The following is a 21276-nucleotide window of genomic DNA, read 5'->3' as shown; positions in this document are numbered from 1 at the left end:
TAGACGAATGAGCGCAGACCAAATAGCACAAAAATTATGGGGACTTTGTAATGTTTTACGAGATGACGGAGTTACCTATCACCAATATCTAAACGAATTAACTTATATACTTTTTCTGAAGTTATCTGAAGTAAAAGGATTTGAGGAGCATATCCCAGATAAATACAGATGGCGCAGTTTTGTTGATGAAGATGATAACAATGAAGCTTTTGTCCGCTACCGCAAATTTCTTGCGGAAATTAGTAATTCCTCCACAAGTGAAAGTATAAAAGAGATATACACCAATGCATCTACCAGCTTAAAAAAACCCGTGAATTTTGATACGCTTGTGCAGGCTATTGATAAGATAGACTGGTATGAGGAAGATGACCGGGATACGATGGGTGATATTTACGAAAGCCTGTTGGAAAAGAATGCCGGTGAAAAGAAAAGTGGTGCCGGGCAGTACTTTACGCCCAGGCCTCTCATCAACGTAATGGTTGATCTTTTGGTGCCGAAACTGGGAGAACGTTGGAACGATCCCGCGGCCGGTACGTTTGGTTTTATGATCTCTGCAAACCAGTATCTGAGAGATAAAAATGATAATTATTATAAGCTTTCAGAAAAGGAACGGAAATTCCAGGAGGAAGAAGCTTTTAGTGGAGTTGAACTGGTTGGTGATGCACACCGTCTGGCTTTGATGAACGCCAGGTTGCACGGTTTGGAAAGCAAAATTTATTATGCGGATACTTTAACTGAATTTGGTAAAGGTTTAAAAAATTATGATGGCGTATTGGCAAACCCGCCTTTCGGTACTAAGAAAGGTGGGGAGCGGCCTTCCCGGGACGATTTTACTTTTCCCACCAGCAACAAGCAACTCAATTTTCTACAGCATATTTATCGTAGTTTAAAGAGAGATGGGAAAGCCCGTGCTGCGGTGGTATTGCCCGATAATGTTTTATTTGAAGATGGAGACGGCCAACGTATTCGTCGTGACCTGATGGATAAATGTGACTTGCATACCATTCTTCGTTTACCTACCGGAATTTTTTATGCAGCAGGTGTAAAAACCAATGTGTTGTTTTTTACCAGAAGCACTACGGAAATTGAAAATACCAAAAGAGTATGGTTTTATGATATGCGAACCAATGTTCCCAATTACGGAAAACGCACCCCTTTCACCGAGACAGCATTTGAAGATTTCGTAAAAGCTTATACAGGTGGGATTTCTGTAGAAAATGTGGAAGCAGATTATGATGGCAATATTAGCGATGAAAAAAGAAAGCAAATTAAAGATGAGCGCTGGAAATTTATAAGCAGGGAAGAAATCGCCAAAAAGGATGATAGCCTGGATTTAGGCTTAATTGCAGATGAAAGTATTAGTAATGGAGAAGATTTAGGAGAACCTATTGAGATTGCCGAAGAAGCTTTGGCTGAATTAAATAGCATTACTGCAGAGTTAAACGCGATGATAAAGGAGTTGAAATAATGACTAAGGAATTACCATATGCTGATCTAAAGCTACAATTTATCGAAGCAATCAATAGAGAAAAATCAAATTCTAAAAAGAAGTTAAGAGAAAAATTTAGGAATACAGATTGGTTCTTTGATTTCGATTTTAGTTTGCCTGAAAATTGGCTTAACGTAAATATCATGGACGTGACTTGGTTGGTCACGTGTGGCGTTGCGAAGAAACCAAGGTATGTTGATGAGGGAATACCTTTTCTTTCCGCTCAGAACGCAAGACCATTTAAAGCAAATTTGAATAAAATTAAATATATATCAAAAGAACAGTTTTCTAAATTGACAGTTGGAGGTAAACCTGAACTGGAGGACGTACTTTATACAAGGGTTGGAAATTGTGGTGAAGCGGCAAAAGTGCCTTTTGAGTTTGATTTTGCAATTTATGTAAGTCTTACTTTAATTAAACCAATACATGAATTAATTAATTCGGATTTTTTAGTTGCTTATTTAAACAGTTACTATGGTAGGACTCAAGCCCATACTGGAGCAATTGGTTCAGGGTTGAAAAACCTGAATGTTAATAATGTTAGAAAATATAGAATTCCTCTTCCTCCTTTAGCCGAGCAGGAGCGGATAGTTGCCAAGCTGGATAATTTATTTTCGAGATCAGATAAAATCAAAGCCAGTTTAGCTAAAATCCCGCAGCTTTTACAAAACTTTCGTCAGCAGGTTCTAGCTCAAGCTGTAACTGGGAAGTTGACGGAGGGGTGGAGAGAGGGGAGAAATTTTGAATGGGGTTTCACAGAGTTATCTAAATATTGCGAGAGTTCTTTTTACGGTCCTCGTTTCAATAAAACCGCATACTCAAATACTGGTTATAGGACCGTAAGAACTACGGATATGTCCGATTCTGGACAAATAGTTATAAGCGAGAATATACCCAAAGTAGAAATTACTGATCCTAATAAGTTAGAATTATATAGGGTCAAAACAGGGGATTTACTTATCACGAGAACGGGAAGCATCGGAAAAATGGCCCGATATTTTGGATCGGAGATTATAATACCTAGTGCCTACCTGATAAGATTTCGATTTAATGAAAATGCTTTAACCGATTTCGTTTACTATTCTTTAATATCTCCCCAACTTCAAAAAGAAATGGGGCTAAATTCTACTGCAATTACCCAGCCCAATTTGAATGCAAAAAAAATTAAAAACCTGAAAATTCCAGATATTGAAATTGAAGAACAACAAGAAATTGTTAATCGTGTAGAAACCCTTTTTGAAAAAGCCGATAAAATCCAGGAGAAATATGAGCTTTTAAAAGCTAAAATTGAACAATTACCTCAGGCTATTTTGCATAAAGCTTTTAAAGGAGAATTGGTGCCGCAACTAGCGAGTGATGGAGATGCCAGGGAGTTGTTGAGGGAAATTGAAGGATTGAAGGCAGAAAGTTTACTTAAAAAAGCTTCTGGGCGAAGAAAGTCAATTAAGGATTTCGGTAAAGAGTATACTTTAGATCAGGAAAATCAGCTAAAAGTTGCAGAAGAGAAAGAAACTTATAAAGAATAATTGATGCATTCAGGTCCAGCCGTTTTTGATAAAAAAGTAATTACCGAATCAGTGGAGAAATTGGAGGGCGTTTCGCCAATCTTTGTAAAAGAACTTTTAGAGAGAAATGGTAAAAAGGATTTTGCGGAGTTAGCTAAAAAAGCTGGTGTTTACGCCTTTTGGTGGGTAGGTGATACTACGGTATTAAAAAAGGAAATTAACGAACAGCGTTATAAATTAAAGGGGCCATCCAACCGAAAAGATCTTATACCTGTTCAGATTTGTGAAGCCTGGTTACAAGCTGCTACCTGCAATGAGCGGATTTGTTTGTATGTTGGAAAAACTACCAATTTAAAGCAAAGAATCTCCGGGCATTTACGTTACACGACTGAAAACATCTGGACAGATGTAAACGGTAAACATCGCACAAATGAACCTTTTTCTTTTGAAAAAAAGCCTAATACGGTAAGTCAGCTAAGAATAGGTTTAGAACGAATATTTCAAAATCACTCTCTCCAATATATTAAAAAACACATTGCAATCTCCTGGTTGGAACTGGAGGATAGTGAGGCAGTTAATAATGCGGTGAACCGATTTTATATAGAAGATAAAATGGTTGCTGATTTGTTTCCAATTTTTAATGTGGACGTGGAGAGATAGGTGTTTTTCAATAATAAAAATCAACTGATTAAATATGATTCTTGCAGCATTTAAAATCCCAAAACATCGATTAATTCCAGATAACACCTTGAACTGTGGGGGTAAATATTTTTATGAAATCAATGAAAATAATGGAAAATATAAGGTCGAAAGTGTAAGCTTCCCCTAATTAGAACTGCTTGATTGTCCAAAAATATCATTTTTCATTCTCCTGGCGGTACCGCCAGGAGAATGAGTTTTTGCGTATGCTACGGGGGCCATTTTTCCCAGTGCATTATGTGGTCTTACATTGTTGTAATCTTCCATCCAGGTCTCGGTTTGTTCCCTTACCTGATTTAGATCTTCAAAGAGGTATTTATTGAGAACGCCTCTTCGATAGGTTCCATTGAATCGTTCTATAAAAGCATTCTGGGTTGGTTTCCCTGGTTGGATATACTGAAAGTCGATCTCTTGCATCTGGCTCCATTCTGAAGCGATCTTAGCAACAAATTCAGGACCATTATCCATTCTTATTTTTTGAGGTTTTCCTCTGCGATTAATCAAATGGTTCAATACCCAGACGACACGTTTGCTGGGTAGTGAAAAATCAATTTCTATATGCAATGCTTCTCGGTTGTAATCATCAATTACCGTTAAGCCACGGAAGCGCTTTTTATTTTCTAAAACATCCGTTACAAAATCAATACTCCAGCTACGATTAGGAGCTATGGGAGCCTCCAGGGGTTCTTTAACCCTGGCGGGTAACCGCTTTTTTACCTTTCGTCTCAAACTTAAACCAAGCTGTTTATAGACCCGGTACACCCGCTTATGATTCCAGGGCTTGCCTTCACTCCTTAATCGATCGTAAGCCATCCAGAAGCCTTCTTCGCTATGTTCTTTGGCTTTCTCTTGTAAAGCCGCTTCGATAGCTGTATCGTCCTTAGGAATTGGCTGGTAATAAAAAACGCTTTTGCTCATATTTAAAACACGGCACGCCCTGCTAATACCGTAATGCAAGAGCTCTTTGGCAATGGTTCTTTTACGGCAGGGCTTTAAAGCTTTTTTTCGATGATTTCTTTGGCCATTTGATGATCCAGGGATAGGTTGGCATACATCTGCTTCAGCCTTCGGTTCTCTTCTTCAAGGTCCTTCAGGCGTTTAAGCTCTTTGCCGTTCATCCCGCCATAACGTTCCCGCCATTTGTAGAATGCCGCTGTACTAATGCCATATTCACGGCTGATCTCTGCAGCTGTTTTTCCGTTATCGAATTCCTTTAAAATCTTTGCGATTTGCTGTGGTGAATATCTACTCTTCTTCATAATTACTGTTTAAAGTTATAAAATATATTATACTTTTAAACAGTTCGTTTTTAAGGGTAGCTTACAAAAGGACAATTAATAGAAACTATATTGATGACTTCTATGGAGATAAAATAGGTTTAATTACTGCAATTGTTGGTGCGAATGGAGTTGGAAAGACTTCAATTTTTCATGAATTAATGTCTAATCCTAATATCATTTTGATTTACGAAAACAATGATGAGGTCATAATTACTTTAAATAGGTCCCTCTCTAAGCCTCAAAATACTTGGCACAAATTAAAATTTGAAAAAGAAATAGCCAGTATTAAGAAAGGGAAATTAGAAACTAGTAATCACTATGGTTATAATATATGGAATAATCTTAAAGGTCCAATTTTCACCTATTATAATCCTACGAGTTTTTTTAATCCTTTTCTAAATCATCAAGAATATAAAGATGACAGGATAAGTAATTATTATATTTCCAAGTTGGAACGTGGTTTAAGGTTAATGTCAAATGGTGAAATTGTAAAAAATTTGAAATTAGTTTACCCCGATTTACCATTTTACCAAACTTTAATGATTTCATCAAACTTAATTACTGATTATGATTTATTTCAAGCAGAATTATTCTTATATAACACCTTTATATTAAATGAAAAAACGCAGAAAATTGAAGAAGTAGATCTACAAGAAAAGATTAAGAATGGAAAGTATAAAGAAAGAATCAATTTCTTATCTGAATATGATAATCTTTATAAAGATGACTTTCGTTGTTTAGTTGGAGAAAAAATTTACATAATGTCTCGGATCATTTCAATAATCGAGGAAAATGGCCATTCATATCAGATAGAGGAAGAGTTACTTTCTAAAATTAAAATAAAAGATTTTTCTAGCATTACTTTTCTAATTACGAAACTCAGAGAAGAAATATTAAGGAAAACAAAGAAGAAGGAAACTACTGCAACGGCATTTATTCAAGATGGTTTAAAGCTGCTTTCAATGCTTCCAGAGAATAACATTATTAATAAGGAATCATTAGATAACTTATTAAAGAAAGATTTTTTTAATTTAAAGGTGAATTTAGAGAAGAACTATAGATCTTGGACCTCCGATTTTAAAGGCTTTAAGTATATAGAAATTTTTACTATTCAACCAAACTATTCCTTGTCGCAAGGGGAAGAAATTTTACTTGATTTGTTGGCCTACTTTCATGATTTAGATGCGTTTCAGGAAAATAGATATCAGATAATACTTTTGGATGAAGCTACTATAGGTTTTCACCCTTTGTGGCAAAAGAAGTTTGTTAATGCGATTAGAAAATTACTTCCCGAAATATTTAAAGCTAATCTTCCCAAAACAGAAAGGCAAGAATTTAAACAAAATGAAATCCAGATAATATTTAGCACACACGATCCTTTGACTTTGACTGACTTAGCCAAGGAGAATATAATTTATTTAAAAAAATCTAATAACGGTCCGTCAGAACTTTACACGCCTAGTCAAAATAGTAACCTAACTAGGTCCTTTGGAGCTAACATAACAGATCTTTTATCCGACTCATTTTTTATTGAAGACGGTTTAATGGGTGATTTTGCAAAAAATAAAATTGAAGAAACTATAGGCTGGTTAAATGATAAGGATCGAGACGTAGAAAAAAAAGAAAAACATAAGAAGATCATTTCTTTAATTGATGAACCTCTTTTGCGCCAAAAACTAGAGGATATGTTCTTTAGTATTTTTGAGAAAGAACTGAATGAACAGGATAAAAAGAATAGACTTAAAAAAATGGCAGAACAAATGGGTTTGGAAATTAATTTTGAAGTAGAATGATATATCTAGGTAGCCAAAAAAAATCATTAGAGGAGTACAGTCCTAAAGTAATATGCTGGCTAAAGATAAAAGTTAAAGGTCGGAGAACCAAAAGGAATCCTAATGGGCACAAATGTTTGAATTCAGAATGTGAATTTTGCAATTCTAAAATGCAGAAGAAAGGAGGATTGGATGAAAACTTTAGGGAATTACTTAATAATGATTCAATAGTTGCTGGTTTAATACAAGGAGATCCTAAGAAAATTTTTGATATCAATTGCTCTTTAGTGAAAGATTATACAAAAGGAATAGAAAAGAATACCCAGAAATACTTTGAGAAACTAAAAAAATTTAATGATGAAGCAAAGTCCTTATTTGTTGAATCAGGTTATACTAAATGGTTTTTAAAAACTAAACAGAATTATACCCTTGCTACTAAGCTTAGCAGGGATACGTGTACATACTGTAATCGACAATATATTTTCACCTTAAAGAAGAATGGTGAAAATAGTGGAATGGTTCCGCAATTTGGTCATTGGTTTCCAAAAGGGACTTATCCACTATTGGCGTTATCTTTCTATAATTTAATTCCATCTTGTTCAATTTGCAATGGGTCATCTATAAAAGGAGAGAATCCACTTAATTTAAAAGATCATTTTCATCCGTATGTGGATGAAGAAATATCAGATCTTTTTCAATTCAGCTTCTTCAAAAAATCTCTTCGAGAAAACATAATACAAATAAAACAATCTCCCTTCAACCCCAAAATAAAAAGGACTGCTGATGAATTGCAAACCGAACTTTTGTACAAAGGACATGCATCAAGGGAACTACAGGATTTAATAGATTTAAGATATAAGTATTCCCAAAATTATCTAGATATACTTTTTAATAAAACATTCAAAAAAGGAAATTTAGTAATGTCAGAGGCGGAGAAATATAGATTGATATTTGGCATCGAAACCGAACGAGATAACTATCATAAAAGACCTTTAAGTAAATTTAAGCATGATATAATTAAGGAGTTATTAAATATAAAATAGGAAAGTTAAAAAAAAGACTGGTTTTTGTTATGTGGATATGTAGACTACTCAAAATAAAACGGAAAGTTTTTAACAGGTTTATCTATTACCTTTTTTAGTATTTTAAAAATAAAAACATCTTATTAATAATTAGCAACAATGGAAGAATCTACTAATCTAGTAAAAAACATTAAAACTCAATTCGCTAATTGGTTAATTCATAAGGCCCCTAATTCTTATAAAAATTATTTGGGAGATAATAAGGATTCAGTCATATCCAAGTTAGAAGAAATAGATGCTTTTTTCCCATCTCGGGAACTTTTTCAGGTTTCTAAAGTAGAAGTGGAGAAGCTAAAGTCTTTTATTATAAATAATATTACACATAAAGAGGGAAGGCTTAGAAACCGTGAGTTTTATAGATATGATAAGCAAAATAGCAATGGAATTCCCAGAGCAATTTTAGGGCGGAAAAATTACTTTAAATTTTTAGACGAAAAGTTTTCAAAGACATTATCAAATATGAGATATACCCAGGAAGAGAAAAAAAAGTTAAAACAATTCTATAATGATTTAGAAGACAAACATAGTTTTCAGGACTGGTTATTATTTGCGAGTATTGTTATTCGTGACTTAAACATCGACCACGAAAAATTTAGAGCTGCAATAACCCGTGAAAATGAGGCAATGTTATTAATTGGAATGAAACCAATATTTACTTTTAAAAATCAGGAAGGTAAAACTACATGGGGTTTTATTCTTAGCGAAGAATATTTTCAAAAAAACGAATCAAGTTTACCAGTTTTTAAAGTCTCTAATTTTGCCGAAGCTAATAACAAGAAACATGCGCTAGTTCGTTTATATCTTAACACTTTTAGAAATCTCACTCCTGATTTTTTAGATGATTTTATTGCCTGTACGAAGGCTGAATACGAATATTCCTCAACAACAAAATTCAAAAATTGGAACCAGGAGGCCTCTACCACAAATAACGCTTTAAAAGAGGTCATTTATAAAGATGAAATTATTGAAAATTGGTTTAAGGATATAAAGCAGATTAATCTTAATTCCCATAAATTATATAAATTATCAATGGGAACTTTTTACAAGAGTAAAAAATTTAGGGACAAAAAAATCGTAAATGAGATTCTATTTCGTTCTATTGGCGTAATGCATGAACAGACAGGCCTTAGCCAGGGAGATCGTTTTAAAAAAGAAGCAGAGGTTGGTGATTACGTATATGTAACCTATGGTAAAGATAAGCTTGATGGCTTGTATCAGATTAAATCTGGCTATGAAAAATTAGATGAACCCCTCGAGAAGTTAATTGATGAGGAAGGTTATATAGCAAGACAACTAGAAAAGGTTAAATCACCGCTACAAAATCATACTAGGGATTTAAAAGAGGATACGCGTTCCTGGATGCCAAGTGGTAATACGACGTTTGTAGAGATAACTGATTTATCGGAAGCGAATAAAACGCTATTCAAGCCTTATTACGATGTGGAGTTTACTCGAAATGGAGAAGTCTCAGAGAATAGAGTCATTGATTTTACAGAAAATAAATTTAATTATCCATTAAACCAGATATTATACGGCCCTCCGGGAACTGGAAAGACTTACAAAACCAAATCTTTAGCTGTCTACATTGTAAATCCAGACTTTTCAGCGAGTGGTTCTAATGAAATGGAAAAAAGAAAATCGATAGTTTTAGAATATGATCGACTGTTTGAAAATGGGCAAATAGTGTTTACAACTTTTCATCAATCATTCGGATATGAAGATTTTGTGGAAGGTATAAAGCCTAATACTACGGAAGATAAAAAAGTAATATATGATGTTGCACCCGGTGTTTTTAAAAAGTTGTGCGAAAAAGCCAAAAACAACTGGCTTGAATTTAATAAAGGGCAGGCCAATGGGTTATCTTTCGATGAAGCTTTTGCAAAGTTAAAAGAGGAATGGGAAGAAAATGAAAATATAAGCTTCCCGCTAAAAACTCAGGGTAAAGATTATAAAATTATAGGTTTTACTGAGAGCTCTATTCAATTTGAGAAAGCTAGTGGTGGTACAGGTCATAGTTTAAGTATTTCTACACTGCGTGACGCATATTATAACCGTAAAGAAATTAGATCTACAGGAGTCGGAATCTATTATCCAGGGATTTTAAATAAATTAAAATCCTATCATTCTGAATTTCCAGATGAAAATACTCCCTCCAATCGGGAAAATCTCAGAAACTATGTTTTGGTGATAGACGAAATAAACAGAGGAAATGTTTCAGGTATTTTTGGGGAGTTAATTACACTTCTGGAACCCGACAAACGGATGAGTAGAGAAGAAGAAATCAGTGTTGAATTGCCGTATTCTAAAGAGCAATTTACGGTACCACCCAATGTTTATATAATTGGAACAATGAATACAGCAGATCGAAGCGTAGAGGCGTTGGATACAGCTTTACGCCGAAGATTCGCATTTGAAGAGATGATTCCTAAACCTGAACTTTTAAAAGATATCATTTTTAACGGTTTTAATCTAAAGGAAGTTCTAACAACTATTAATGAAAGAATTGAGGCGCTGGTGGATCGGGACCACACTATTGGTCATTCCTATTTTATCAATATTGAATCAGGAGTTGCAGAAGCCTTAAAGCATGCTTTTGAAAATAAGGTAATACCCTTGTTACAGGAATATTTTTATAACGACTACGAGAAAATAGCTTTGGTATTAGGAGAAGGTTTTGTTGAGAAAAAGAAATCAGATATTACATTTGCTTACCCAGGTATAGAGGCACCTGAGATTGTAGAATCTTATAAACTAAAAAACGTTAATGATATTGAGAATGCTGTACATATACTTTTAAATAAGAAAAGTGAAGAAAGCAAATAACATAATACAAGTTTATGAGCATGAGTTCAAAAAAGTTGGCGGAGCATTTAAACAAAAACATTTAAAAGCTTTTTCAAAACTAAATGCTCTACATGATGATTGCTACTTTGACTTGCGCTATAACGGCATCAAATTTAAAAACTATGTAGGTGTTATTGAAGTAGATGGATTGACGGTGGAAATTCTTCCGAAGATAGATTCAACAAACAATGATAACCCAAAATTATGGCGGGATGTTTTAATGGATATGTTGAAAGCTACCAAAAATCTCAAAGTTCAAAAAGTTGGTGAAGCTAATGTTTCCAAACAGAAAATTCATTTACTAGAGATTTATTTTGAGTGGTATCTAACTGAGGTTGATCTTCTGGTAAGACAGGGTTTGATAAAGCAATATCGCCGAAAAACAGGAAATGTAAAAGCACTTAAAGGCAAATTAGAATTTGCAGCCCACCTTCAGAAAAATCTAATCCATAAAGAGCGCTTTTATAGCACACATCAGGTATACGATTATGATCATCAGATCCATCAAATTCTTTCCTATGCTCTTGACATTATAGAACATTTTTCAAAAGGTTCTTATCTGTATTCGAAATGTAAATCAATACAATTAAATTTTCCAGAGGTTTCATCCTCTAAAATTGATGCAGATACTTTTAAGAAATTAAAACTTGATAGGAAATCACAGCCTTATAAAACTGCTCTAGAAATTGCCAGATTTATTATTTTACATTACGCACCAAACATATCTTCCGGAGATGAAAAAATGCTCGCATTGCTTTTTGATATGAATAGCCTTTGGGAAGAATATGTGTTGGTGAAGATGAAGAAAGAAGCTTTGAAGTTGGAGGATACAGAAGTGTATGGACAAAGCTCTAAAGAGTTCTGGCAGGGAATAACTATCCGTCCGGATATCGTCGTTAAAAAGAAAGACCAGTTTTATGTGATCGATACGAAATGGAAAAACATTCAAAATTTCAAACCTTCTACCCAGGATCTCCGTCAGATGTACGTTTACAATGATTACTGGGAGTCTGTACAATCGATGTTACTCTATCCTGCCACTAAAACCATTGTCCCCGATTTTAAGAATTTTAAAGCAAGGGATCACCAATGTGCTGTGGGACGGTTAAACATAATTGAAAATGGCAAATTAAATGCAGAGATTGGGAAGGAGATTTTGGAGTGGTATTCATAGTTTGGGTGAATAAAAGACAAAAACTTATTGAGAGCTGTATAAGTCCAAATGCAATGAGATTTCTTTCAATATTGTCAATAAATCGAAGGGTGGGCCTTCCCTCTAAGATTCGAGTTTAATTTTATTTTCAAAATTTTTATTTTTCGACTTCACGTTTTAAATATCCGCTTAAGGTAAGTATAAGAACAGAAGTTATTATCCATCCTAATAGTGCATATAAAGCTTTGGCTATTCTCCAAGGTAAGGCAGTTGGCTCACCAGAAATTTTACATTCTGTGTCTTGTTTTAAATCTAAGAGAGGTACAAACACATCTAACGCATATAGTGAAGGTTCAACATTATTTCCACAAGGTATAACCCTTGCAAAATTTCCCTCTAAAGTTGGAATAGCAGTTTCTCTAACTTTTATAAAATTTTCTTCATATGATGTCGCGTAAGAAGTTACAGAATTGACATCAACTATTAAAACTGGCTCAGCGATAGCCAATAGATTATAATTATAGTTTTTCCAACTAAAAGATAATTTTCCTGAATTAGCTAAACTTACACTAGCCCATCCAATTAAAAAAAACAAAACGAAAGTTCTTAATACTATCCAAGTTTTGATGCCAAAACCAAAGAAATGATCCCAAATCCACATTAAAGGTACTTGAAACCAAGGATAAAATAAACCTCTTTCTATTCGAAGTTTACTAATAAGAATATAAATTGATTCTTTGTACTGTCCATTTTGCTTAAATACTTTAGCAGCCTGTTCAAATGGTTGTGGCTTATAATCTTCCTTTTTGGGCGGCCAGGTACTAAATTGCTTTAAAAGCCAAAATTTTCGCAATTTGTAATGGTTATATGATTTTCCCCATTTTAAGGGTTTAAGTTTTGGTAATTTCTCTTTTGGTTTATAAAAAATCCATTTAATGAAATCTTCTAAGGATTTTTTAAAATTAAAATTCTTTCTTTTTTTGTAGATTTTTATAGATAATGTGATTATTAAAATTATAATTATTAAAATCCATAGGTATGATATATAAAATAAGTATAGAAGGGCTGCCACAATTATGATCCTCCATAATATTCTAAGATTCGGTTTTTTTACTTTATTTTCTGATCGGTAGATACTTTTATTTGAATATTCTGGTAATTCACCGAAATGCTCATAGCTGAATCCGTTCAAGTTTAAAATAACATCATCCCAAGTCTTACCTTGATTATCTTCAAGCCAAGTAGCTTTTGTTCCCTGCAAATTAATGATTGGTTTTTGCACTTTAGATGTGAAGTTCTTTTCTAAAATATCAGAATGATAATTTGAAGTTGTTTCTGTAATCATTTTCCATTCGGTAGCCTTTCCTAATGGAGGTGGCACATGGGTAAAATCTAAAAATTCTACAGGTCTAATTTTCCGATATATATCCTCAAAAAAGACTTTAGTAGATTGAAAACGAAATTTAGGTTTGTCATTCTGCATTTCAATCTTTCCATTTTTGGTGTTTATTTTAAAAGAAGTATCATATAAAGTATCTTTATATAGCACATTTGCTTTAGCATAAAAATAATCTTTGTCTTGTTGTAACTTTTCAATAGGCTCTATTTGATTTATCATTTTTTCCTCTTCGGTGGAGGATTCATTTAAACTTACCCACTGAGCAAGTTCTTCTCTAGATTCTATAATTCTAAATGAACCCTCTTCACCCCAAACAAATGCAGTAAAAAACTTTAAGTAATCTTTAATTTGTTGGTCGGTTTTTAAAAGAAGGCTTTTAGAGAAATCTTTTGAAATAAAATCCAGTACTTTTCCTTTCAAATAAATGTATTTGGCATTCTTTTCAAGAAATGAGACAGTATAAATTTCTTTCGAATTTTTGTTTTCATAGAAAACTCCTTCTATTAAGGTGATGTTTTGGAAACACGTTAATTCACGTTTACGAAAAAAATAATTCTTTTTTGTCCATTCTGGAGGGGAATATTCTGATACCTTTATTTGATAGATCTTTAAGTTTCCACGGATTATGGTGTCCTCTAAATTTATCTTAATCGATTTATTACTCAATTTTTTCAATACTAGTTGTTGTGATATTGAGCTTAGAGAAAAGTCTCCGTTGACAGTCAAGCCACTAAAATCTCCAAAAGTCTCAATAGTACCATTCAAACTTACTGAACCTTGTACTTCTGAGTTCGCAAACGAAATGGTAGGGGTTTTAATATCTTCAATATTTAGGTCTCCTTCAATTTTAACGTTGTTTGAAAATAGAGATTCTGGAAGATTTGCATTTAAAATTTTAACAGAACCATTGATAGCTGATTCTGAAAAAATAAATGGCATTTCAGATTCAAATCGATGATATTCCTCTTTTTTTGTTGTAGGATTTAGAAAAACCCATTGATTAATGGTTAAACGGTTTAGTGTTGAACCTGAAAAAATGAATTGGTCATCTTCATTTAGTTTTTTAATTTGGCAACCTGAAAATAATGCTTCACCAAGTTTAGCAGACAAGAAGGAAACTTTTCCTTCAATTTTGCATATCTGACAAACTTTTTCCTTAGATATTATATTTAAGTCTGAATCTTTATTTTTCTTCTCATTTTGAAAATGAAGCCCGGTAAATCCAACTGTACCATATACTTTTAAAGATTGGCAAAAAAGTGCCCAATTATTCTTCTTAGCTTTTATTTGAGAACCATCACACCAAAAATCTGAACAGACTATCGTGTTACATAGATTTACCCCACCATTTTTCACTCTAAAATAAGGTCTTAGAAATAAGCTGTTATTTATTCTAGAATCGGCAAGAGTTAATGCGTAATTTGAAGGTATACCGCTACGTCGATATGGAATATTAAGGTCCGTACTTCTGTCTGCAAGATTTAGAATTGTACGACTGATACTAACCATCCCTTTTACATCAATTCGACTAAGGTCGATCATACATATACCATTTTTTACTAAGGGTTTTAATTCAGTGATAATAAGGTCACTCTGAAATTTTGAATTTTTAAAATCACAAAAACCAATTTTGCAATTTTCTATTTTGAGATTTGAAAAATGGCAATGTGTAGATGAGAATGAAGGCTTAGGTCTTAGACTTGCTTTTTTATAGTAGTCCAAAGAATCACCTTCGAAAATACAATTTCTAAAAGTTAATGGCGGGAGTGGAGACGTTCCTAAACTTACAGATAAATTTAAAACTCCTTTGATCCGAACTCCAGATAAATTAAGGCCTTTCCTTGTTAGAGGATAAATGGTGGTTGAATTATAATCGTCGTGTTTGTTAGGTAAAGGGAAACCTAGTATTAAATTGATTAAAAACTTTGAGTCAATTACAATCTTTGGATTATTTTTGAAATCTAATTCGAAATCAATTAACTCACCTTTCTTGGTATAATCAATTATTAAAGATTCCTCTTTCGTGAATTTCTTTATCAAACCTTTATCAATTAGAAAAAGTCAAGATCAATAAAGTGATTTGGAGTTAAGAAATTAAAAATAGATAAAATTCTGGATTTTTTTAAGGTTATTCATTAAATCTATCGTTGTTAATAACTGATTTTCATTATTTAGGGGTTTCTACCTAATGTTTTAAACGCCTCGATAATATGAGGATTATCCAGAAACAATTAGAAGAGTTGGTTGATATCGGAAGCAATATGCTAAGATCGAGACAGGCCAGGCTAATCCTACCCTGGAATCTTTTTAAAAATCAGATATCCTTGGAATACAAATTACTTTGCAGATTAAAAAAGTAAAGATATAACTGAGGCAAGCGAACCAGATCCGATTAGAACAAGATGACCCTGTCTTTATTCTTATGAGAGCAACAAATACTAAATTTTTTGAAATGGGGTAAAAAAGAAGCCCAAAGTATGAAGTAATAAATACCAATAGCTATTTAAAATAATATACGTCCAAACTTATCCATTAAGTAAAGAACCAAATCAAGAAATTTTAAAAAGATAAAGCCAGGCAGCCCCATTTTAGTTTACTATGAAATTAAAGGTAACATGTAATGGATTCGGCGGAGAGGAATTAACCTGGTTAATTCTTTCTGCTGCTTCAAAGGCCTCGTTATTTGACCTTATGGAAATAGGTAAGGCCACCCCAATAAAATCTGCACCACTCCGGCTAATGCCCACGGGGCATCCTGATTGGAAGAAATCCCTACTGAAGCTAACTGGCAAAAACTATAGAGCTCAACTTCTAGGTAAAAGTATTGTAGCAGCTCACTGGTGAAATAACCGATAAATTAACTCTAAAGCTATTTTTTAACTAAATTACTGTGAAATTAAATTACGTAATTATCAGTTAAATTAAAAAAGACTAATTATTTGCTAACATTTTTTAACTTTTTTTGACATGTTAGAAATAGGTGTGTACCTAGATTGTACCTCAAAATACAGGAAGTGTAGGTAATTCCTGAAAAGACGATTTCTGTATTGGAAAGTAATAACTAAAACTGAATAGGCAGACTTATAAAATTAGTTTACACCTACCAATTTAAGTTTCTTCAAACGTAAAGATAGCTTCAATCGGTAGCTTAAAGATCCTGGAAATCCGAAATGCTGTGGGTAAACTAGGATCAAATTTTCCTTTCTCTATGGCATTAATAGTTTGGCGCGAAACTCCAATAAATTCTGCTAAATCTTCCTGTGTATAGCTATGCTCAGCCCGAAGCACTTTTAACTTATTTTTCATGTGTACCTTCTGGAATTTATGGTGACTAAAACTAAATAAGTTAATCCTATAAATATCACAAGATTGCTTATATCTGCATCGAAATTAATAAGGTTGGTAACATCTAGAAGAGAATACGATAGTCCCACCACAATTGCCAAACCCAGGGTTAAAGCCAGGGATTCTAAATGAATTTTACGTTGCAACTCATCTAGATTATTAAAGAATTTCCTGTTGGCAAAAATCATAAGGATACCGTGAACAAAATTCACTGAAATTGCCAAAACCGTTAAAACGGTGTGATCGTCCCAAATATATTTCGGCCCGAAGGTGGCAAGTGCCATTGTAGCCACCCAACTCCAGGTCCATACGGCAAGAGTGTAAAGATTCTTTTTTCGTTCTTTTTTCATTTTAATGTAATTAAAGTTTTACTTTATGTAATGTTTACTTTACAAATATAGCCAAATAATTGAAATGTAAAGTTTTGTTTACAAATTAAATTGATGAAGGAGAAGTAAATAACTATTCTAGTTTCATAAATTTGAAAGCACGGTTCTTAATTTAAACTATAGTTATGAAGAGAATATTTCAGCTTTTAATAATGTTTATAGGAATAACGGCTATGAGCCAGAATTCAGAAATGAAGAAAGAAGATCAGATCAAAGAACTTATTTCCAACTCTTTTCAAAAGATATTTTCTGATTTGGATCCGCAGGCATTAGACACTTATTGCACCCAGGATTTTCTCCTACTGGAAACCGGGGAGGTTTGGGATATGGATAAGATGAGAAATTATTTAGATCGTGCCAGTAAGCAAAAATCAGAAGTAATAAGATTTAATTCTTTTGATTTTATAGAAATAAAAATTGAAGGAAAAATGGCCTGGGTGGCTTATCATAACAAAGCCGAATTTAAATCGGGAGAAAAAGTGGTGAGGGAACTAAATTGGCTGGAAAGCGCTACCGCAATTCTCACGGAAGAAGGATGGAAGTTGCAACTACTTCACTCTACCATCGCTGAAGAATAAAATTAGCTAAATTTAACTTAGTCTAGGCTAACTCATCCTAATTCTGAAAAAGTATTGAATGGATTGTATAACAAGTTACCCTAAATCAATAATGAAGAATAAGAAACTTATATGAATTGGATTTTAGGTCTGGTCTTAGTTTTAATTGTAGTTTATCTTGTTGATATTCAAATTAAAAAGCGAAAAACTAAAATCACAAGACAAACTTTAAAAGAAAATTGGGGAAAACCTAAGACAGAATCTTATTTCAATTTTGAGTTGATTAATAGGTTTTTTGAAAATCATGGATCTTCTGAGAAAGTTCATCAGAAAATATCTGACAACACCTGGAATGATTTAGACCTAAATGAGGTTTTTAAATTTATTGATAGAACAACCTCTAAAATTGGCCAGCAATATCTTTACTACAAATTAAGAACAATAAAACCAATTTCTGAATTAAAGCAATTTGAAGAACTGACTGGAATTTTTAGTTCGAATATGAAACTTAGAATTCAAACCCAGCTTGAACTTTCGAAAATTGCATCTGATAAAGGATATTTTTTAGAGGAAATTTTTCGCTCTACAGAGTCAGAAAAACCGGGGAATATCTGGCTATTCTATTTTCTATCAACCGGTGCACTAATGTCTATTATATTAGGCTTTTTTGATCCCACCTGGTTTTTAGCTCTGGTCCCAATCTTCTTTATCAATCTTGTATTTCATTATAAAAATAAATCCTCTGTTCAGTATTACTTAAATGGAGTTTCGCAGTTGGCTGCTAGTTATATTGTGGCCAAAAACCTAAGTACATCAAAAGAAATCAGTTCATTTTTTCCAGACCTGGATTTTTTAAAGAGTGCAAAGCCTATTTTATCAAAGATCAGATTTATTGAATGGGAGAAAAAGTTGGATAATGAGTACACGCTTTTCTTCTGGTTTATATCAGAAATGATTAAAATAACTTTCAATTTAGAACCTATTCTTTTTTATAATTTTCAGAAAAGCTTAAAAAATAATAGAGCTGAAATTAAAAAACTTTTCATCTTTATTGGTGAAATTGATTCGGCTATATCCTGTGCATCGTTGCGAGCAGATGATATTATTTCCTGTAAACCTAAATTTTTAGACGAAAAGCGAGTTAACGCAAAAGGGATTTATCATCCACTGATAGAGCAATGCGTTCCCAACGATTTAATGTTAGATAATAGCAGTTTACTTCTAACCGGCTCTAATATGTCTGGCAAAACTACATTTATTAGGACTTTTAGTATTAATGCATTAGTTGGCCAGACTTTAAATATCTCTTTTGCATCAAAATTTGAAGCTCCTTTTTTCAAAATTTTTTCTTCTATTAGATTTTCAGATGATTTACTAACTAATACAAGTTATTATTTAGAGGAAGTTGTTCGCATTAAAGAATTGATCGATATCTCTAGAAAAGAAGATAATTGTCTTTTTATTTTAGATGAACTTTTTAAAGGCACAAATACGGTTCAAAGAATTGCCGCCGGAAAATCTATCCTTTCCTATTTAAATAAGAAAAAAAATATAGTGATGGTTTCTACCCACGATCTTGAACTTACAGATCTGCTAAGAAATAGAAATTTCGATCTCTATCATTTTTCTGAAACTATAGAAAATGAACGCTTATTTTTTGATCATAAAATAAAACCTGGAAAACCAAAGAGCGGAAATGCTATAAAGATCTTAGAGTTATACGATTATCCTTTAGAAATTATGGAGAATGCAAGAAGTTTAGATAAAATAGCTTTAGGTAACGAGGAAAATGAATTTTAGGAAACGGGATTGAAAAGCCTAAACCTAAAAGTCGTTGTTGTTGTTTATCAATTTTTTTAACGTTAATCGCTTAATATAAATAATTTTTTGACCTGTGATTTTAAGTTTTATAAGCTTTTTTTATTAAATTCATTTCATATCGGGCTTCATCCCAAGTTATAGGTGATGTAAATTGTAAAGTCTTTTTAAAACCTACAAAATCCAAATCTTATGAAAGCATCCAATTTAATTCTATTTCTTCTTATTCCAATAATCAGTTTTTCTCAAAATTTCAAGCTAAATGGCGAATTTTCAGGTCAAAACACTGACGAACTTGTTTTAAGATATATTGATATTGATGGGAAACATATAAGTGACACTTTGGAAATAGAAAATAATAAATTTCAAGCTAGTGGGAATTTAGAAGGAGTACAGAAAGTTCTTCTAACTGGCAATATACAATCTGGAGGAATGGAGGATCCTAATCTTGGGTATTTCTTTATTGAACCGGGAAATATAGAGGTACAGGTAGAAGAAGATAATTTTAAAGAAATTAAAATAGTAGGATCAAACTCGCAAAAAGAATTCGAGAAAGTTAAAAGTAAAACGAAACCGATACGCCTGAAACTCGATAGTGTTTCTAATAATAAATCAGCAAACTCAAATGATTTACTCATTGCAGGGAATGAAAAAATTCAAAAGATAGAATTGAATTACGCCATAGAAAACCCGGAATCCAGCTTAAGTCCATATTTTCTTAATTTCTATCAAAGAAGTATTCCTATAGATTCTGTACAGAATATTTTCAGCTCGTTTTCAGCTAATAATAAACAATCACTTGATGGTAAAAAAATTCATAGTTTTTTGAAAAAGATGATTGTAAAGGTAGATGATGCTGCTCCAGATTTTAATGTAGTTGATATTTCAGGAAATAAATTATCACTTGATTCTTTTAAGGGCAAATACTTACTTATTGATTTCTGGGCAGACTGGTGTAAACCCTGTATTGCGAAATTTCCAGAAGTAAAGTTACTCATTAATGAATATTCTGATAAGGGCCTGGAAGTACTATTTGTATCTTTTGATGAAACTGAAGATGACTGGAAAAAAGGTGTAAAAAAGTATGATCTAAATAATTGGGATCACACATTCGTAGGTTTCAATAACATCGATTCTAAGGAATCAATAGGATATCAATTTGACATTAAACCCATACCGGCATATATTTTAATAGATCCAAATGGGAAAATTATTGGGCGATTTGCCTCGGCTTCTAAAGAAGGTAAAACTTTTATTGACTTAAAAGAAAAATTAGAAACTTTATTAAATTAAAGTACTTAAAATTATCCATGAGCAAATTAATAGTAAATAGAAGGTCTGAATGGGCTAATCGAGCAAGAGCCATCGGATTATATCTTGATGGGAAGAAAATCGGTGCAATAAAAAATGGCGAATCGAAGGAATTTGACCTGAAACCGGGCAATTATAAACTTAAAGCCAAAATTGACTGGTGCGGGAGCCAGGTGAATGATTTTGAAATTAAAGAGAATGAGAATACAAAAATTGAATTAACTGGTTTTAGTAAAAATAAGTGGATTCTGCCGTTTTTAATTATAATCCAAATAAGTCTACTTATTTTATCCACCTATTTTGAGATCCCTGATGTTATAATGATCACATTTTCAACATGTGTATTAATATATATACTTTTCCCAATAAGCTTCGGCCGAAACCATTATCTAAAGCTCAATCAGATATAGCAGATAAATTTTTATCAGAAAAGAAACTATGAATAAAGTAAGGATCATTGGTTTAGTAATATTCGTAATTGGAATTATTGTATTCCTTTTTATGGAATGGGAGATAGTAAGGATGGCTGCAGCTACACTGGTAGGACTTGGAATTGGTTTGCTATTAACCGGTGGTTTGAAAATCAGTAAATAAGAAGCAAAATAGAAATTAAGGTAGAAGTATGGTAATAAA

The 21276-nt window shown here is 32.9% G+C and carries 16 protein-coding genes; 12 read left to right on the top strand and 4 right to left on the bottom strand.

All coding sequences use genetic code 11. From position 1 onward, the window contains the following. Positions 1-7: 7 nt before the first annotated feature. Genes APB85_RS11905 through APB85_RS11895 form a run of 3 tightly spaced genes read left to right on the top strand, consistent with a single transcriptional unit; the run spans position 8 to position 3654 of the window. Complete coding sequence (locus APB85_RS11905) at positions 8-1468, top strand: class I SAM-dependent DNA methyltransferase (protein WP_057481500.1); 1461 nt, start codon at positions 8-10, stop codon at positions 1466-1468. Beyond that, positions 1468-3015, top strand: a complete 1548-nt coding sequence (locus APB85_RS11900; RefSeq protein WP_057481501.1) for a restriction endonuclease subunit S — start codon at positions 1468-1470, stop codon at positions 3013-3015. The genes APB85_RS11905 and APB85_RS11900 overlap by 1 nt, the downstream gene beginning before the upstream one ends. Positions 3016-3018: 3 nt before the next feature. Continuing rightward, on the top strand, positions 3019-3654 hold the full coding sequence (locus APB85_RS11895) for a GIY-YIG nuclease family protein (protein WP_057481502.1): 636 nt from the start codon (positions 3019-3021) through the stop codon (positions 3652-3654). Between the two features lie 165 nt (positions 3655-3819). On the opposite strand, the gene APB85_RS11890 is transcribed toward APB85_RS11895, so the two are convergent. After that, positions 3820-4952, bottom strand: a protein-coding gene (locus APB85_RS11890) for an IS3 family transposase (RefSeq protein WP_103294459.1) whose coding sequence is annotated in 2 segments (ribosomal slippage) — positions 3820-4691 and positions 4691-4952 — 1134 coding nt in all. Because the reading frame shifts where the segments join, the coding sequence is not laid out codon by codon here. 179 nt (positions 4953-5131) lie between these two features. On the opposite strand from APB85_RS11890, the gene APB85_RS11885 reads away from it, so the two are divergent. The 4 genes from APB85_RS11885 to APB85_RS11870 all read left to right on the top strand — a co-directional run bounded on the left by APB85_RS11885 (position 5132) and on the right by APB85_RS11870 (position 11845). Further along, positions 5132-6766 carry an AAA family ATPase gene (locus APB85_RS11885; RefSeq protein ID WP_057481504.1) on the top strand — a complete coding sequence of 545 codons (1635 nt, stop codon included), beginning with the start codon at positions 5132-5134 and terminating at the stop codon, positions 6764-6766. A 149-nt stretch (positions 6767-6915) separates the two neighbouring features. Next, a complete protein-coding gene (locus APB85_RS11880) occupies positions 6916-7788 on the top strand; it encodes a hypothetical protein (protein WP_146035380.1) in 873 nt (290 codons plus the stop codon). 138 nt (positions 7789-7926) lie between these two features. Then, positions 7927-10650, top strand: a complete 2724-nt coding sequence (locus APB85_RS11875; RefSeq protein ID WP_057481506.1) for an McrB family protein — start codon at positions 7927-7929, stop codon at positions 10648-10650. Further along, positions 10634-11845, top strand: coding sequence for an McrC family protein (locus tag APB85_RS11870; RefSeq protein ID WP_057481507.1), 1212 nt, complete (start codon positions 10634-10636; stop codon positions 11843-11845). The genes APB85_RS11875 and APB85_RS11870 overlap by 17 nt, the downstream gene beginning before the upstream one ends. A 136-nt stretch (positions 11846-11981) precedes the next feature. Here APB85_RS11870 and APB85_RS11865 read toward each other — a convergent pair whose 3' ends face one another. The 3 genes from APB85_RS11865 to APB85_RS11850 form a co-directional block, all read right to left on the bottom strand. After that, a complete protein-coding gene (locus tag APB85_RS11865) occupies positions 11982-15263 on the bottom strand; it encodes a hypothetical protein (protein ID WP_057481508.1) in 3282 nt (1093 codons plus the stop codon). A 1068-nt stretch (positions 15264-16331) separates the two neighbouring features. Further along, on the bottom strand, positions 16332-16529 hold the full coding sequence (locus APB85_RS11855; protein WP_057481510.1) for a helix-turn-helix transcriptional regulator: 198 nt from the start codon (positions 16527-16529) through the stop codon (positions 16332-16334). After that, positions 16526-16918 carry a hypothetical protein gene (locus APB85_RS11850; RefSeq protein ID WP_057481511.1) on the bottom strand — a complete coding sequence of 131 codons (393 nt, stop codon included), beginning with the start codon at positions 16916-16918 and terminating at the stop codon, positions 16526-16528. Before APB85_RS11850 ends, APB85_RS11855 begins: the two co-directional genes overlap by 4 nt. A gap of 164 nt (positions 16919-17082) precedes the next feature. Between APB85_RS11850 and APB85_RS11845 the strand changes: the two genes are divergently transcribed. From APB85_RS11845 to APB85_RS17355, 5 genes are all read left to right on the top strand, one after another. Beyond that, positions 17083-17535 (top strand): DUF4440 domain-containing protein, encoded by a 453-nt coding sequence (locus tag APB85_RS11845; RefSeq protein WP_057481512.1) that lies wholly within the window; start codon positions 17083-17085, stop codon positions 17533-17535. A gap of 111 nt (positions 17536-17646) precedes the next feature. After that, positions 17647-19314, top strand: a complete 1668-nt coding sequence (locus APB85_RS11840; RefSeq protein ID WP_057481513.1) for a MutS-related protein — start codon at positions 17647-17649, stop codon at positions 19312-19314. A gap of 210 nt (positions 19315-19524) precedes the next feature. After that, positions 19525-20625, top strand: a complete 1101-nt coding sequence (locus tag APB85_RS11835; RefSeq protein ID WP_057481514.1) for a redoxin domain-containing protein — start codon at positions 19525-19527, stop codon at positions 20623-20625. 17 nt (positions 20626-20642) lie between these two features. Then, positions 20643-21053, top strand: a complete 411-nt coding sequence (locus tag APB85_RS11830) for a hypothetical protein (protein WP_057481515.1) — start codon at positions 20643-20645, stop codon at positions 21051-21053. 28 nt (positions 21054-21081) lie between these two features. Continuing rightward, entirely contained in the window at positions 21082-21237 is a 156-nt protein-coding gene (locus tag APB85_RS17355; protein WP_160319242.1) for a hypothetical protein, read from the top strand. Positions 21238-21276: the final 39 nt, after the last annotated feature.

This window comes from Salegentibacter mishustinae (assembly GCF_002900095.1).
GTDB lineage: Bacteria > Bacteroidota > Bacteroidia > Flavobacteriales > Flavobacteriaceae > Salegentibacter > Salegentibacter mishustinae.
Note: the sequence above shows the minus strand (reverse complement) of the source record. Positions and strands in the feature narration are given on the sequence as shown.

Excerpts from the sequence above, each read along its gene's own strand:
- APB85_RS11845 (WP_057481512.1), top strand. The coding sequence starts at position 17,083 with ATGAAGAGAATATTTCAGCTTTTAATAATGTTTATAGGAATAACGGCT.
- APB85_RS11900 (WP_057481501.1), top strand. The coding sequence starts at position 1,468 with ATGACTAAGGAATTACCATATGCTGATCTAAAGCTACAATTTATCGAA.
- APB85_RS11830 (WP_057481515.1), top strand. The coding sequence starts at position 20,643 with ATGAGCAAATTAATAGTAAATAGAAGGTCTGAATGGGCTAATCGAGCA.
- APB85_RS11875 (WP_057481506.1), top strand. The coding sequence starts at position 7,927 with ATGGAAGAATCTACTAATCTAGTAAAAAACATTAAAACTCAATTCGCT.
- APB85_RS11850 (WP_057481511.1), bottom strand. The coding sequence starts at position 16,918 with ATGAAAAAAGAACGAAAAAAGAATCTTTACACTCTTGCCGTATGGACC.
- APB85_RS11905 (WP_057481500.1), top strand. The coding sequence starts at position 8 with ATGAGCGCAGACCAAATAGCACAAAAATTATGGGGACTTTGTAATGTT.
- APB85_RS11880 (WP_146035380.1), top strand. The coding sequence starts at position 6,916 with ATGCAGAAGAAAGGAGGATTGGATGAAAACTTTAGGGAATTACTTAAT.
- APB85_RS11840 (WP_057481513.1), top strand. The coding sequence starts at position 17,647 with ATGAATTGGATTTTAGGTCTGGTCTTAGTTTTAATTGTAGTTTATCTT.
- APB85_RS11855 (WP_057481510.1), bottom strand. The coding sequence starts at position 16,529 with ATGAAAAATAAGTTAAAAGTGCTTCGGGCTGAGCATAGCTATACACAG.
- APB85_RS17355 (WP_160319242.1), top strand. The coding sequence starts at position 21,082 with ATGAATAAAGTAAGGATCATTGGTTTAGTAATATTCGTAATTGGAATT.
- APB85_RS11895 (WP_057481502.1), top strand. The coding sequence starts at position 3,019 with ATGCATTCAGGTCCAGCCGTTTTTGATAAAAAAGTAATTACCGAATCA.
- APB85_RS11885 (WP_057481504.1), top strand. The coding sequence starts at position 5,132 with ATGTCTAATCCTAATATCATTTTGATTTACGAAAACAATGATGAGGTC.
- APB85_RS11835 (WP_057481514.1), top strand. The coding sequence starts at position 19,525 with ATGAAAGCATCCAATTTAATTCTATTTCTTCTTATTCCAATAATCAGT.